Genomic DNA, 15,112 nt, shown 5'->3' with positions numbered 1-15,112 from the left:
AGCCTCTTATAACTCTGCAACTAATTTATCAATAATGTCATTGTTTGCCGCTTCATCAATAGAACGACCCACAATTTTCTCAGCACCAGCCACTGCCAATGAAGCCACTTTAAGACGTAATTCTTCTTGAACACGTTTACGTTCTGCTTCTACTTCTGCATAACCTTGAGCAATAATTTTTGCTTTTAGTTCTTCGGCTTCTACTTTCACTTCGTCTAATACTTCATTGCGACGTTTATTCGCTGCATCTAAAATTTCTTGAGCTTGTACTTTTGCAGCTGAAAGTTCTTGTTCAACAAGATTTTTCGTATCTGCTTGCTCTTTTTTAGCTGCTTCAGCTGAAGCTAAAGCGTTCGCAATTTGGCTTTGACGTGTTTCAATCGCATTAATAATTGGTGGCCAAACAAACTTCACACAGAACCATACAAAAATAATAAAGGCGATGGTTTGACCAATTAATGTTGCATTAATATTCACAACATACCTCCTTCGTTAATTAGGAAATTTGTTGTTTATTAACCTAATAATGCAGCAAATGGATTTGCGAATGCGAAATATAAACCGATACCTACAGCGATCATCGCAATCGCATCAAGAAGACCTGCAACAATAAACATCTTAGTAAGTAGTGAATTAGCTAATTCAGGCTGACGAGCGGCAGACTCAAGGTATTTACCGCCAAGAAGACCAAAGCCAATCGCAGTACCTAACGCAGCAAAAGCAAGCATAATCGCAGAAGCAATGATTGTTGCACTAATTACAGTTTCCATAAATTTTCTCCGTTGTTGAGAGTTGAGTTGTTAAATAAAAAATAAAAATTAATGTTCCGCTTTATTATATGCAATACTCAGGTAAACCACAGTAAGCATCATAAAGACGAAGGCTTGTAATGCGATAACCAAAATATGGAAAATCGCCCACACCAACTGCAATGGCACACCCAGTGCAGCCACAAACGCATTGGCTGAATACATCACGGCAATCAAAATAAAGATCAGCTCACCAGCATACATATTTCCGAATAAACGAAGTGCTAATGAAACAGGCTTTGAGATCAACGTCACGGATTCAAGAAGAAGATTAACAGGGATAAATGCCCAATGATTAAAAGGGTGTAAAGTGTATTCTTTTGCGAGACCTTTAATACCCTTAGATTTAATCGTATAAAAAAGGATTAATACAAATACTGAAATCGACATTGCAAATGTCATATTCATATCCGTAGTCGGCACGGCTCGTACAGGAATATGATGATCGCCTGTAATAATAGCAAACAACTGGGGAATATAATCCACAGGTACCAAATCAATAGTATTCATAATCATCACCCATACGAAAATAGTTAAAGCCAACGGCGCTATCACATCTCGTTTACCGTGATAATTTTCTTTTACCACACCATCAATCCATTCTACAGCCATTTCAACAGCACATTGTAGTTTACTCGGCACACCTGTTGTTGCTTTTTTAGCCACCTTGCGAAAAATAGCTAAGAAAAGGAAACCGCACAACACAGAGAAGAAAAACGTATCAAGATTAAACGTCCAAAAACCTTCACCTGTTGTAAGATAAGTTAAATGGTGTTGGATATATTCAATTGAAGTTTGTCCAGACATAATCGATCCTTTGTTCTGAAGAAGAATAACCCAAAGCTAAATTTTATTGAGAATAAGTGGAATAACATTATTCAGCACTAACGCCAATAAAAAACCAACAAAAAACGCAATAAAATTGATAACTAATAACCATTTGATGGCAATAATGATAAAAACCATCGTTAAAATAAACTTTATTGCTTCAGCACGATAAAGTGCGGTCAGTTTTGTTGAAAAATTTTGTTTTCTGTAAAAAATGATAAATATGAATGTACAAAAAGGCAAAAAGGCACTTAAAAAACCGTAGCCAAAATCTACCGCACTTTGGCGTTGCCATCCATAAATAAGCAAATAAAAAACTACAAGCAAAAGACTCTCAATAACAATAGCTTTTCTGTAGTTTTTTTTAGCGTGAGATAAAATGCGCGACATCACTTTTACAAAATAATTTTAGCTCGCCGATTATACCTTTGCTGGATTTAGATTCAACTTAAAAACACATAAAAAGTGTTATATAAATCACACTTTTAGAAAATAATTTATCTATTTGTTACTTTTTAACGCAAAACGATTAAATGTCGCTCACCTATAAGTTCGGGAACATGTAGTTCAATCACTTCTTGAATAGTGTATTTTTTATTCAATTCATTAATTTCATCTTCCTGATAAATACCTTTTAATGCATAAAAATGACCGTTTTCTTTGGGTAAATGATGGCACCAATCAGTCATATCTTTTAATGAAGCAAAAGCGCGACTTAATACGCCATCAAATTTATCTTCAGGTTGATATTCTTCTACTCGACTTAAAACAGGAGTTACATTAGTGAGCCCAAGCTCACGTACTGCATTTCGAATAAAACTAATACGTTTGCCTAAACTATCAAGGAGGACAAATTGTTTGGAAGGATTAATAATTGCTAAAGGTAAACCAGGCAAGCCAGGGCCAGTACCGACATCAATAAAACGATCACCTTGTAAATAAGGACTTACAACAAGGCTATCTAAGATATGTTTGACTAACATTTCTTGTGGATCACGAACTGACGTCAAATTATAAGCTTTATTCCATTTATTGAGTAAATTGACCAGATCAATCAGCTGCTGAATTTGTTGATCACTTATTTTTATATTTGCTTGCGCAAGTAAACTAGCTAATTTGGCTTTCATATTTATTATCTCTTTAGAAAATTGCGCTATTTTACTTAAAAGTGCGGTGAAAATCTTTAGTGTTTTTTTACTTATAATAAGATTCCGTCTTAATTTATTTCTAACCAGTCTATTAACGCCAATATTTTGTTTAATAAAGAAAAAAGGACAGACACAATGTCTGCCCTTATAGGTAATATTTATTTACCACTCAAAGTTTACACCAGCGTTATAAGTTACACCGCCACCTTGTGTAAATGCAACCCCTGCTTTAGTCGCAATGTTTTGGTTATAACGATAACCAGTACCAATCGCTACTGCAGTTTGAGATTTATAACCACCTACAGCTGCTGTAAAGTTTGCTTTACCCACAGTATATGGTTGGAATAAACCTGTTAAAGCAGCTTGAGCAGCAAGACCACGTTTAAGATCTTTATCAAGTTTATTTACTCTATTATCTAAATGATCAAGACGTTTTGTATGAACATTAACATCTGTACGTAACTTATCAATGTCTACTTTATGAGCATTAACATCGGTACGTAAGTTATTAATATCTGCTGCCTGAGCACTAACAACTGAATTATCCGCTTTTAATGCAAATTTATTATCGGTTTCAGATTTTGAGTAAACGCTATTCTTGTCAGCTTTATTTGCCAACTCAGTTTTATCTGCTTTAGCTACTAACTCAGTTTTGTCTGCTTTAATTGCTAACTCAGTTTTGTCTGCTTTAATTGCTAACTCAGTTTTATCTGCTTTAACATCTAGTTTGCTGTCGCTTTCAGTCTTAGTATATACATCTGATGCATTTGCCTTTCTAGATAAAGCATCTTCTACATCATCAATATCTGCTTTTTTGTCTAGCTCTGTATTTGTAGCATCGGTAAATTTATTATAAGCGTCATTAAAACCTTTAACATCTTCGACTAAATTATTATGCTCTTTTAATAATTCATTATGAGCATCTGTTAACTTAACAACATTGTCATCAATGTCGCTGACTGTTTTTGATAATTCACCGATTCCTTCTTCGTTATCTTTAACCTCTATTTTAAGGTCTTCTAATGCTTGCTTATCTGCTTTTCCACTTACACCCTCTTTAACCTTATTTTCAACCTCAGTTAAAGAATCATAGCCTTTCAGATTTTTAATTTTTTCAATCTCTTTTGTATTTTGCTCTACAGTGGCTTTATCTGCTTTTTTAGCAATATTATCATTTAACTCTTCAACAGCTGAACTTACTGATTTAATTAAACCAGGTTTTTCATCTGTACCATCTCCAGCCAAAGCTTCTTGTAGGTTGTGTACTTTATCTTGAATACTATCAAATCCTTCTTTAACATTTTCAGATAACTTGGTTACATCGTCGAGACTTGCTTTTTCTTTTTGCAATGTCTCTATTGCTTCTGCTCTTGCAGTTAATTCAGTATTTATATCATCTACAGCACTCTGATCTGCTTTTTTAGCAATATTATCATTTAACTCTTCAACAGCTGAACTTACTGATTTAATTAAGCCTGGATTATTTTCTGTGTTATCTCCAACCAAAGCTTCTTGTAGGTTGTGTACTTTATCTTGAATACTATTAAACCCTTCTGTAACATTTTCAGATAACTTGGTTACATCTTCGAGACTTGCTTTTTCAGTTTGCAATTTATTCAATGCTTCTGATACAGCGCTCTTATCTGCTTTTTCAGCGATACTATTGGTTAATTCTGTTTTTACTGCTTCCGTTTGTTTTGTAATCTCTGCTTTAATAACTTTACCAAAATCACTTCCAGCGGCCTCAACAGATTTATCTTCTGCGGTAGCTGAAGCCGAAATAATACCACCAACAAATAATGCTATTGCAGTGCGTTTTAATATTTCACATTTCATAAAAATAATCCTTTTTGGTTAATTCAGTTTACGTTGTTTTATAAAATAATTGCAAAAAAGTGAATGAATCAATTATCCCAAATAATTAATATATCTCAACTTTAAAGCGTATAATTTATACACCTAAAAGGCATAAAATACAATTTCAATAAAGTGATCTAGATCACAATTTCAATATAAAATACAAAGTGCGGTGGATACTCACCGCACTTTGTAACATGGCAATATTTAGTTATCTTCAACTTTAGCCACCGTGCCTTTTACAGTGAGGCAAATTTCAGTTGAAATTAAATGTGCAAGAATAGAGGATAATGCCTCTAATTTTTCAAGGTTACCTTGGCCGTTATCATCAAAATAACCTTGTTCTTTTAAGTTTGCAATGAACATAGAAAAGACTGCTTTATCAAAGAACTCTGGTGCATTAATACCATGTAACACAGATAAACGCTGTGCAACAAGTTGGCTTTCTTTTTCGAGTTCTGCACGTGAAATATCTGGTTGTTTTTGCAAAATTGTCATTGTGATGTAATAACGTTGCAAGATTTCACGCATTCCTGCAGACCAAAGTTGTAAAATACGTACTTTCGATTTATTGATAGATAAGAAATTATCATTAGAGTTAATCACCTGTTGGCGCGCAAATTCATCAATAATTTGGTGAATTTGAGTTTTTAACTCTTCTTCACTAAAGTGCAAGAATAACTCGCCTTTTAAGAACGGATAAATCTTGCCGACAGCTTCGACTAATAAATCTTTTTGAATCGCCTCATAATGCAAAATGATGCTTGCAACTAAAGATGGTAATACAAATAAGTGTTGTATGTTATTGCGGTAGTAAGTCATCAACACGGCTGATGCGCGTTCCAAACGCACAATTTCCCCAAAGTTATCTTTTTCGACTAACACGCCAACACGATCAAGCGTCAATACATGATTTAACATCATTTCAGGCGTAGCCGTTGGCAATACAACATCTGTGGAATAAGGCACATTTTGTAGTAATTGTTGATAACTCGCCAGTTGTTCCAAAAGTTGCTCACGAGAAAGTGCACGCTGACGAGAAGACAATAATGCTGTCCCAACTAAATTCATTGCATTCACTGCTGCTGCTTTATTAATGTTTACCATCACCTGTTTTGATACAGAATCAACAGCAGGAGCAAACCATTGTGGTTTTTCTTCGTGATTTTGCTCTTTCCAATCAGGAAAGTGTTGATTTAAGTAGTTTGAAAGCGTAATTGGCTCACCAAAATTCACAAAACCTTGACCAAGATTGCGTAATTTTTTAATTACTCGAATAACCAAACCCGCATTTTCTTTTTCTTTCGCCGCACCACGCAATTCTTTTGCGTAAGTATCCACCTCTAATACGTGCTCATAGCCCACATAAACTGGAACAACAGAAATTGGACGAGTTTGATTATGTTGCAACGCTTGAAGAGTCATCGACATCATGCCTGTTTTTGGCGCAAGTAAACGGCCAGTACGCGAACGACCACCCTCAATAAAATATTCTACCGAATAACCACGATGGAATAACTCTGATAAATATTCGCGGAAAATGGCGGAATATAATCTGTTTCCTTTAAAAGTACGGCGAATAAAGAATGCGCCCCAACTGCGGAACATTCTACCTACAGGCCAGAAATTTAAATTAATTCCTGCTGCGATATGCGGTGGAACAAGCCCTTGATGATAAAGCACATAAGAAAGCAATAAATAGTCGATATGACTACGGTGGCAAGGCACATAAACAATCTCATGACCTTCGAGTGCTAATTTACGTACGCGATCTGCATTTTGCACATCAATACCAGAATAAAGTTTATTCCAAAGCCAACGTAAAAAACGATCCGCAGCTCGTAAACTTGAATGACTTACATCTGCTGCGATTTCATCCAAAATCTTATGTGCTTCTTTTTGCGCTTTTTCAATACTGATATTTTTCGATTTTGCTTCATCTTCAATCGCATGCTGAATCGCTTCTGATTGCAATAATTTATTAAACATAGCTTGGCGATTCGGTAAACGAGGGCCTGTTGCCGAAATACGCTGTTTGGCAAAATGCATTTTTGCAACTCGAGCCAGCTTCTGCGCAATTTTTTCATCGGAGCCATACTCATTCACCATATAACGTAATGAAACAGCTTGAGAAAAACGTACAAAAGTATCACGTCCAAACCAAATAGCAGCAAAAGTTTTTTGCATGCCATTTAACAAACGCAAGTTAGGCAAGCCGGATTTATCTTCATGCCCAGGAGAACGCCCCCAAAGAACGGAAACTGGAATAAGTTGCACATCTAAACTCTCAGAAGTGCGGTGTAATTCGAGGTATTTATTGAAGATCGTGGTGGTTTCATCTTTCGCACCTTTCGATTTAAAAATGCGGCGTCCCTCATCTAAATACACATAACGAGGCAACTTCACACCATCAATTTCATTTTTCTCAGCAGGATCAGGTAAACCTAACGCCAAACAATTTCGACGGAAAATAACGAAATCGGTTTGAGAAGTATAAGGCAAAACATAAACAACAGGTTGGTGAATATTGAGGGAAAGCTCTTCTATCGGATTGGCTGGAATTGGATTATTTTTTACTAATACTGACAGAGGCAAGCTCAATAATTGACGATACATATTTACAAAATTTGCCATGATAAATTTTCTCTTTGTTGTAAATTTGAGATATTTTAACACATCCGATCTCAACCGCTTTAAAAAATTTGCTGGCAGAATGTGACCTAATACACAGATTTAAAAAATAACTATTGCAACTTCACACAATCTGTATACAATACCAGTTATCTGTATTTAAAAACAGGAGTGTATATGAGACCATTAACAGCACGCCAACAAGAAGTGTTGGATTTATTAAAACGTCATTTAGAAACAACTGGCATGCCACCAACACGAGCCGAAATTTCTCGAGAATTAGGCTTTAAATCCCCCAACGCGGCTGAAGAACATTTAAAAGCGCTTTCACGCAAAGGTGCGATTGAAATTATTCCTGGCGCATCTCGCGGTATCCGCATTTTAGACAATAGTGCAAATGAAGAATTTGATGGTTTACCACTCGTGGGCCGCGTAGCGGCTGGAGAACCAATTCTCGCAGAACAACATATCGAAGCAACTTATCGCGTAGATGCCGATATGTTTAAACCACAAGCAGATTTCTTACTAAAAGTTTATGGTCAATCCATGAAAGACATTGGTATCTTAGATGGTGATTTATTAGCTGTACATAGCACCAAGGATGTACGTAATGGACAAATTGTCGTTGCCCGTATTGAAGATGAAGTGACGGTAAAACGCCTTGAGAAAAAAGGTTCTATCATTTATCTACACGCAGAAAATGAAGAATTTGATCCAATCGTGGTAAATCTTGAAGAGCAAGAAAACTTTGAGATTGAAGGCATTGCCGTAGGGATCATTCGCAATAATGCTTGGATGTAATCTGAGTAAACTAGCGAATAAAGTGCGGTAAAAATTTCCTGTGTTTTACCGCACTTTTCTTAATCTAAAATTCTGAATTTGCCATTCTTTTTACCGCTCTCTATAATGCAATCAATCTTGAATTTAAATAAAGGATGGAAAAATGCAGTTTTCCAAAATGCACGGATTAGGCAACGATTTTGTTGTGGTTGACGGTGTTACTCAAAATGTTTTTTTTACGTCAGAAACCATTCAACGCTTAGCTGATCGCCACCGTGGAATTGGTTTTGATCAGCTTTTGCTTGTTGAGCCACCTTATGATCCTGAACTCGATTTTCATTATCGTATTTTCAATGCCGATGGAAGTGAAGTTTCGCAATGCGGAAATGGTGCCCGCTGTTTTGCTCGTTTTGTGACATTAAAAGGATTGACTAACAAAAAAGACATCGCGGTTAGCACGCAAAAAGGCAATATGGTTCTAACGGTAAAAGACGATAACCAAATTCGTGTGAATATGGGCGAACCTATTTGGGAGCCAGCAAAAATTCCATTTACCGCAAATAAATTCGAGAAAAATTACATCCTACGTACAGACATTCAAACCGTCTTATGTGGTGCCGTTTCAATGGGGAACCCTCATTGTGTTGTGCAAGTAGATGATATTCAAACAGCAAATGTTGAACAACTTGGCCCTTTGCTAGAGAGCCACGAGCGCTTTCCCGAACGGGTCAATGCTGGTTTTATGCAAATCATCAATAAAGATCATATTAAACTTAGAGTTTATGAACGTGGTGCTGGAGAAACGCAAGCATGTGGCAGTGGAGCTTGTGCAGCTGTTGCAGTTGGAATTATGCAAGGTTTATTGAACAATCGAGTTCAAGTCGATTTGCCAGGCGGTTCATTAATCATTGAATGGGATGGCGTTGGTTATCCACTTTATATGACTGGCGAAGCGACCCATGTATATGACGGTTTTATAACCCTTTAATCTTCTTATCCCCATCAAATTATTAAAGATGGGGGATTTTATTCCCCATTCACGCAAACGTTTTCGTTTTTAAAAATATCCTTTATAATACCCCTCGATTTTCATTCCTATCCTCATAAAGGAACCCCGTATGTTTCAAACTTTTTGTGGCTCACCCGCCCTTTCTGAATTCCGTATTCAAGGTTTAATGCAAAAATTCCAACAAAATCAATTACCGGTGAAATCGGTTTACGCGGAATATTTGCATTTTGTGGAATTAAATCGACCGCTTGTTAGCGAGCAGGAAGCAAAATTAAAAGCATTGTTACATTACGGCCCAACCTTGGCAGAGCACGATGCCAAAGGCGAAACCTTTATCGTGATTCCTCGCGTTGGCACGATTTCTTCTTGGTCTTCTAAAGCGACGGACATTGCGCATAACTGTGGTTTAAGTGAAGTGGAGCGTATTGAGCGTGGTTTGGCGTATTATTTTGAGTTAAGCCAACCGCTTGATGAAAAAACGACAGAAAAATTGACCGCACTTTTACATGACCGAATGATGGAAACCGTGGTGCGTCGTCCAGAAGATGCAGAGATTTTATTCCGTCATCAAGATCTGAAACCGTTTAAAACGGTGGATATTTTAAAAGGTGGACGCGAAGCGTTAGTGACAGCCAATGTAGAATTAGGTTTGGCACTGGCAGAAGATGAAATTGATTATTTAGTGGAAAACTTTACTCAATTAGGGCGCAATCCGCACGATATTGAACTTTATATGTTCGCGCAAGCCAACTCTGAGCACTGCCGCCATAAAATCTTTAATGCGGATTGGATTATCGACGGCAAAAAACAGGATAAATCCCTGTTTAAGATGATTAAAAATACCTTTGAGAAAACCCCTGATTTCGTGCTTTCAGCCTATAAAGATAATGCTGCAGTAATGGAAGGCTCAAAAGTCGGTCGTTTCTTTGCGGATCAAGACGGACAATATCGCTATCACAATGAAGATGCACATATCTTAATGAAAGTGGAAACCCACAACCACCCAACCGCAATTTCGCCATTCCCGGGTGCAGCAACAGGTTCGGGCGGTGAAATTCGTGATGAAGGTGCAACGGGTCGTGGTGCAAAACCAAAAGCAGGTTTAACCGGTTTCTCCGTATCAAACCTTGTTATTCCAAACTTTGAGCAACCTTGGGAAAATCCACTTTCAAAACCAAACCGTATTGCTTCAGCCTTAGATATTATGATCGAAGGCCCATTAGGTGGCGCAGCATTCAACAATGAATTTGGTCGTCCTGCATTATTGGGTTATTTCCGTACCTATGAAGAGAAAGTTAATAGTTTCAATGGTGAAGAAGTGCGTGGTTATCATAAACCGATTATGTTAGCGGGCGGTATTGGTAATATTCGTGGCGAACACGTTCAAAAAGGTGAAATTCCAGTTGGTGCGAAATTGATCGTATTAGGTGGCCCTGCCATGAATATCGGCTTAGGCGGTGGTGCCGCTTCTTCTATGGATAGCGGTAAATCAAAAGAAGATTTAGATTTTGCTTCCGTTCAACGTGAAAACCCAGAAATGGAACGCCGTTGCCAAGAGGTGATTGACCGTTGTTGGCAATTAGGCGAAGAAAACCCAATTCTCTTTATTCACGATGTGGGTGCAGGTGGTTTATCCAACGCGATGCCTGAATTAGTGCACGATGGCGAGCGTGGTGGTAAATTTGATTTACGCTCTATTCTTTGCGATGAAAAAGGCATGTCGCCCTTGGAAATTTGGTGTAACGAATCACAAGAACGTTATGTATTAGCGGTTGCGCCAGAAAAACTCGAATTATTTACCGCACTTTGTGAACGTGAGCGTGCGCCGTTTGCGGTCATTGGTGAGGCAACGGAAGAAAAACATTTAACCTTGCACGATAGCCATTTCGACAATAACCCAATTGATTTACCGATGAATGTGTTATTAGGCAAAACGCCGAAAATGACGCGCGAGGTTTCGTCAAAAACTGTCGAAAATCAACCGCTTGCAACAGAAAATATTCAATTAAAAGAAGCCTTCCATCGCGTATTACGCTTACCGGTGGTGGCAGAAAAAACCTTCTTAATCACCATTGGTGACCGTTCGGTAACCGGTATGGTGGCGCGTGATCAAATGGTCGGACCGTGGCAAATTCCGGTGTCTGATGTGGCAGTCACAACTGCCTCATTAGACAGCTATCACGGTGAAGCTATGGCAATGGGCGAACGTGCGCCAGTAGCATTATTAGACTTTGGTGCTTCTGCACGTTTAGCGGTAGCCGAATCCATTACCAATATTGCAGGTACCAACATTGGTGACATTAAACGCATTAAACTGTCTGCAAACTGGATGTCTGCAGCAGGTCATGGTGGTGAAGATGCCGGCTTATATGAAGCCGTAAAAGCAGTGGGTGAAGAGCTTTGCCCTGCATTAGGCATTACCATTCCGGTGGGTAAAGACTCCATGTCGATGAAAACCACTTGGGAAGAAAATGGCGAGAAAAAATCGGTTACTGCACCGCTTTCTTTAGTGATTTCATCTTTTGCGCGCGTGGAAGATATACGCAAGACCGTGACACCTCAATTACGTACAGACAAAGGCGCAAGCCGTTTATTGTTGGTTGATTTAGGCGAAAGAAAAAATCGCCTAGGTGCGACCGCACTTGCGCAAGTGTATAAGCAATTAGGTGACAAACCAGCCGATGTGGTGAACGTAGCCAAACTGAAAAATTTCTTCGATGCAATGCAAGTATTGGTGGCAGAGCGTAAATTATTGGCTTACCACGACCGTTCAGACGGTGGTTTAATTACCACGCTTGCAGAAATGGCGTTTGCGGGTAACTGTGGCGTGGATGTGGATATTTCTCCGTTATTCGATAGCGGAAAAGGATGGGCGCTTGAGCTCGGTGCGGAACACTATGCGCAAGAAATTTCCGAGTTAGCCATTTTATTTAACGAAGAATTAGGCGCGGTGATTCAGGTATTAGAGGCGGAACTTGACGCTATTTATACGGTGTTGAAAACACATGGATTAGAGGGAATTACCTACGACATCGGCAAGGTTAGCAACGATGATCGCATTGTGATCCATCAATTCGGAAGGGAAATTTTGGATGAAAAACGCTCTGAATTGCGTGGCATTTGGGCAGAATTGACCCATCAAATGCAACGCTTACGCGATAACCCAGAATGTGCTGACCAAGAATTTGAAGCGAAAAAAACGACAGACAACAAAGGTTTATCGGCTTACTTAACCTATGATGTAAATGAAGATATTGCTGCGCCGTACATCAGCAAAGGCGTGAAACCGAAAGTAGCCGTATTGCGTGAACAAGGCGTAAACAGCCATGTTGAAATGGCGGCAGCGTTTGACCGCGCTGGCTTTGCGGCGATTGATGTTCACATGAGTGATTTAATGACAGGCCGTTATAACTTAAACGATTTCAACGCGATGGTGGCCTGTGGTGGCTTCTCTTACGGTGACGTATTAGGCGCTGGCGGTGGCTGGGCAAAATCCATTTTATTTAACCCACAATTACGCGATCAATTCAGCCAATTCTTCGCCAATGAAAACACGCTTTCATTAGGTGTATGTAACGGCTGTCAATTTATCTCCGCCCTTGCGGAAATCATCCCTGGTGCAGAAAATTGGCCACGTTTCGTGCGCAATAAATCAGAACGTTTTGAAGCCCGTGCTGCGATGGTGAAAATCAATGACACCAACTCATTGTGGTTTAAAGGCATGGCAGGTTCTCATATGCCGATTGCGGTTTCTCATGGTGAAGGCCGTGTAGAATTCAAAACACCGGAAAATTTGACCGCACTTCAAGCGCAAAACTTAATTGTGGCACAATATATCGATAGCCATTTAAACGTGACTGAAACCTATCCAGCCAACCCGAATGGTTCGCCATTAGGGATTACTGCCATTTCTAACGTGGACGGTCGTATTGCTGCGATGATGCCACACCCAGAACGTGTATTCCGTGCTGTGAGCAACTCATGGTATCCAGAAGATTGGTCTGAAGATGGTGCGTGGATGAGAATTTTTAGAAATGCTAGAGTGAATTTTAAATAATGTGAAATTGCTCACAGAAAATTAATACAGAATAAGAGATACTGGGCGAGTCAGTATCTCTTTTTTATACTGAACAATTCTTGGATATTTTGTCCGTAATATCAATTGAACTATATGAGGAGTTCTTAATGAGTAGTTTAGTTACATTGCTAGCTAATATTGTTGCACCATTGCAACGTCAATTTATTAACTTTATCCGCATTGCTATTTGTGTAGTGATGGTTTGGATTGGTGGCTTAAAAGTTTGCCAATATGAGGCAGATGGTATCGCACATTTTGTGTCAAATAGCCCTTTCTTAAGCTTCCTTTACAAAAATGGAGCAAACATGGTAGAAAATGATAAGGGTGTTTTAGTAAAAGAATATACCCTATATAAAAACCCTGAAGGCAAAATGGTCGCAAAAAATATTGAATGGCATAAAGCTAATGGCACCTATACAGCTTCTTATATTATTGGCGCGATGATCGTGACCATTGGTATTTTAGTATTAGCGGGGATTTGGTCTCCAACACTCGGGCTATTTGGAGGCTTACTCACCTTTGGCATGTCGATAGTCACGCTGTCGTTCCTGATATTTACGCCAGAAACCTGGGTGCCTAATTTAGGCGGGGACTTCCCAACACCTAATTATGGATTCCCATATCTCTCAGGCGCTGGACGACTCGTGATTAAAGATATTATTATGATGGCAGGCGGTTTAGTTGCTGCATCAGAATGTGCGAAACGCTATTTAAATAATAAAAAACAATTTGCTTAATTGCGTTATTTTAAAAGGCTTGCTGGGAAAAACAGCAAGCTTTTTTGTTATTAAGAGATACAAACCAATAACAAAGAAAGGAGACTGAATTCAAAACTTTTGAAAATTTGACCGTACTTCAAGCCCAAAACTTGATTGTGGCGCAGTATATCGACAGTCATTTAAATGTAACTGAAACCTACCCAGCCAACCCAAATGCTTCAGCATTAGGGATTACCGTGATTTCTAAAGTGGACGGTCATATTGCTGCAATGATGTCACACCCTGAGCGTGTATTCCGTGCCGTGAGCAACTCATGGTATCCTGAAGATTAGTCTGAAGATGGCGCTTGGATGCGAATTTTTAGATTTACTTGATACAATGGTTCATGAGGGAACAAGTGGAGGACCAGTTATTGATCTAGAAACGGGATATATTTTTGCAATCATTCTTGTTTTAACCGTATTGAAATTGCATAAAACGGATGGGGATCATTTGAGAAAAAAGGTGTAATAAAGAGTTATTTTTGTGATGCTTTTTGTATTTGAGAATAATTTGCATTGAAATAGTTGAGTAAAAGTGTCAGAATTAGGACATCTAATTCAAAACACAGAAGGAGACTTGTTATGAAAAAAGTGTTATTAGCCTCATTACTCAGCTTTGGTATTGCCTCTATTGCACAAGCAGATATTGGTGTAGTAAAAGATGGCTTCGGTAAAATTATGCAAACGGAACAGTTTACCGTGGTGAAAAAAGCCTTGAAGAAAGGAGAGCAATTAAAACGTCATAACCACGAAGGCGATAGTGTGATTTTTACCGTACTAAGCGGAAAAATGAATGTGGTATTGAATGACAATGAAAAACATGAAATCAATGTAGGGCAAGTGCTTAACTTTGATGGAAAATACTTTATTCAAGGCGAAGCTGCAGAGGACTCAGTCATTATGGTGACATTAGTTGAGGTAGATGATGCCACACATGAGCATCATCACGATCACAAACACTAATTAAAGCAAAAGCGGTTCAAAATGGTAAAACTTTTACCAAATTGAACCGCTTGCTGATCTGCACCCCAAAAACTCAACGCCAGTATCTGGGAAGTCGGTAAATACACAAGTTGCGCCAGATTTTATTCAATAACGCATCGTACATTTGATTTACGTCAGTGAAGAACTGATAAAATATTTTTACGCACGTTGTATGGGAGCAATTACACTTTGTATTGTTCGAGCTCTTCACTTGGTTATTTACTTCAT

12 protein-coding genes and 2 pseudogenes are annotated in these 15,112 nt (G+C 38.5%); 6 read left to right on the top strand and 8 right to left on the bottom strand.

Translation table 11 applies throughout. The features are described 5' to 3' along the window. Positions 1-6 precede the first annotated feature (6 nt). The 7 genes from atpF to plsB all read right to left on the bottom strand — a co-directional run bounded on the left by atpF (position 7) and on the right by plsB (position 7,276). Positions 7-477, bottom strand: coding sequence for a F0F1 ATP synthase subunit B (gene atpF, locus KP710_RS07555; RefSeq protein WP_046943038.1), 471 nt, complete (start codon positions 475-477; stop codon positions 7-9). Positions 478-515: 38 nt separating this feature from the next. Then, on the bottom strand, positions 516-770 hold the full coding sequence (gene atpE / locus KP710_RS07550) for a F0F1 ATP synthase subunit C (RefSeq protein WP_005632219.1): 255 nt from the start codon (positions 768-770) through the stop codon (positions 516-518). Positions 771-818: 48 nt separating this feature from the next. Beyond that, the gene (gene atpB / locus KP710_RS07545) at positions 819-1,616 is read right to left on the bottom strand and encodes a F0F1 ATP synthase subunit A (protein ID WP_046943039.1); all 798 of its coding nucleotides are present in this window, start codon (positions 1,614-1,616) and stop codon (positions 819-821) included. A gap of 36 nt (positions 1,617-1,652) precedes the next feature. Beyond that, positions 1,653-2,027, bottom strand: coding sequence for an ATP synthase subunit I (locus tag KP710_RS07540; protein WP_048953129.1), 375 nt, complete (start codon positions 2,025-2,027; stop codon positions 1,653-1,655). Positions 2,028-2,152: 125 nt separating this feature from the next. After that, positions 2,153-2,764 carry a 16S rRNA (guanine(527)-N(7))-methyltransferase RsmG gene (rsmG, locus tag KP710_RS07535; RefSeq protein ID WP_111407833.1) on the bottom strand — a complete coding sequence of 204 codons (612 nt, stop codon included), beginning with the start codon at positions 2,762-2,764 and terminating at the stop codon, positions 2,153-2,155. A 183-nt stretch (positions 2,765-2,947) separates the two neighbouring features. After that, positions 2,948-4,621 (bottom strand): YadA-like family protein, encoded by a 1,674-nt coding sequence (locus tag KP710_RS09445; RefSeq protein ID WP_252346389.1) that lies wholly within the window; start codon positions 4,619-4,621, stop codon positions 2,948-2,950. A gap of 228 nt (positions 4,622-4,849) precedes the next feature. Beyond that, a complete protein-coding gene (plsB, locus tag KP710_RS07525) occupies positions 4,850-7,276 on the bottom strand; it encodes a glycerol-3-phosphate 1-O-acyltransferase PlsB (protein WP_111407831.1) in 2,427 nt (808 codons plus the stop codon). A gap of 174 nt (positions 7,277-7,450) precedes the next feature. On the opposite strand from plsB, the gene lexA reads away from it, so the two are divergent. From lexA to KP710_RS07495, 6 genes and pseudogenes are all read left to right on the top strand, one after another. Next, on the top strand, positions 7,451-8,074 hold the full coding sequence (gene lexA, locus KP710_RS07520; protein WP_005632942.1) for a transcriptional repressor LexA: 624 nt from the start codon (positions 7,451-7,453) through the stop codon (positions 8,072-8,074). Between the two features lie 142 nt (positions 8,075-8,216). Then, on the top strand, positions 8,217-9,041 hold the full coding sequence (gene dapF / locus KP710_RS07515; RefSeq protein ID WP_111407830.1) for a diaminopimelate epimerase: 825 nt from the start codon (positions 8,217-8,219) through the stop codon (positions 9,039-9,041). A gap of 130 nt (positions 9,042-9,171) precedes the next feature. Beyond that, entirely contained in the window at positions 9,172-13,119 is a 3,948-nt protein-coding gene (purL, locus tag KP710_RS07510) for a phosphoribosylformylglycinamidine synthase (RefSeq protein WP_215771042.1), read from the top strand. Between the two features lie 128 nt (positions 13,120-13,247). After that, on the top strand, positions 13,248-13,877 hold the full coding sequence (locus tag KP710_RS07505; protein ID WP_140523550.1) for a YkgB family protein: 630 nt from the start codon (positions 13,248-13,250) through the stop codon (positions 13,875-13,877). 86 nt (positions 13,878-13,963) lie between these two features. Beyond that, positions 13,964-14,191, top strand: a pseudogene (locus KP710_RS07500) (phosphoribosylformylglycinamidine synthase subunit PurQ); the annotation flags it as partial. A gap of 291 nt (positions 14,192-14,482) precedes the next feature. After that, positions 14,483-14,863 (top strand): cupin domain-containing protein, encoded by a 381-nt coding sequence (locus KP710_RS07495; protein ID WP_111407827.1) that lies wholly within the window; start codon positions 14,483-14,485, stop codon positions 14,861-14,863. A gap of 33 nt (positions 14,864-14,896) precedes the next feature. Here KP710_RS07495 and KP710_RS09440 read toward each other — a convergent pair. Further along, positions 14,897-15,093, bottom strand: a pseudogene (locus tag KP710_RS09440) (hypothetical protein); the annotation flags it as partial. Positions 15,094-15,112 lie beyond the last annotated feature (19 nt).

Source organism: Haemophilus sp. SZY H35, from assembly GCF_018829705.1.
Classification (GTDB): Bacteria; Pseudomonadota; Gammaproteobacteria; order Enterobacterales; family Pasteurellaceae; genus Haemophilus; species Haemophilus haemolyticus_K.
This window is presented reverse-complemented; position numbering and strand designations above follow the sequence as displayed.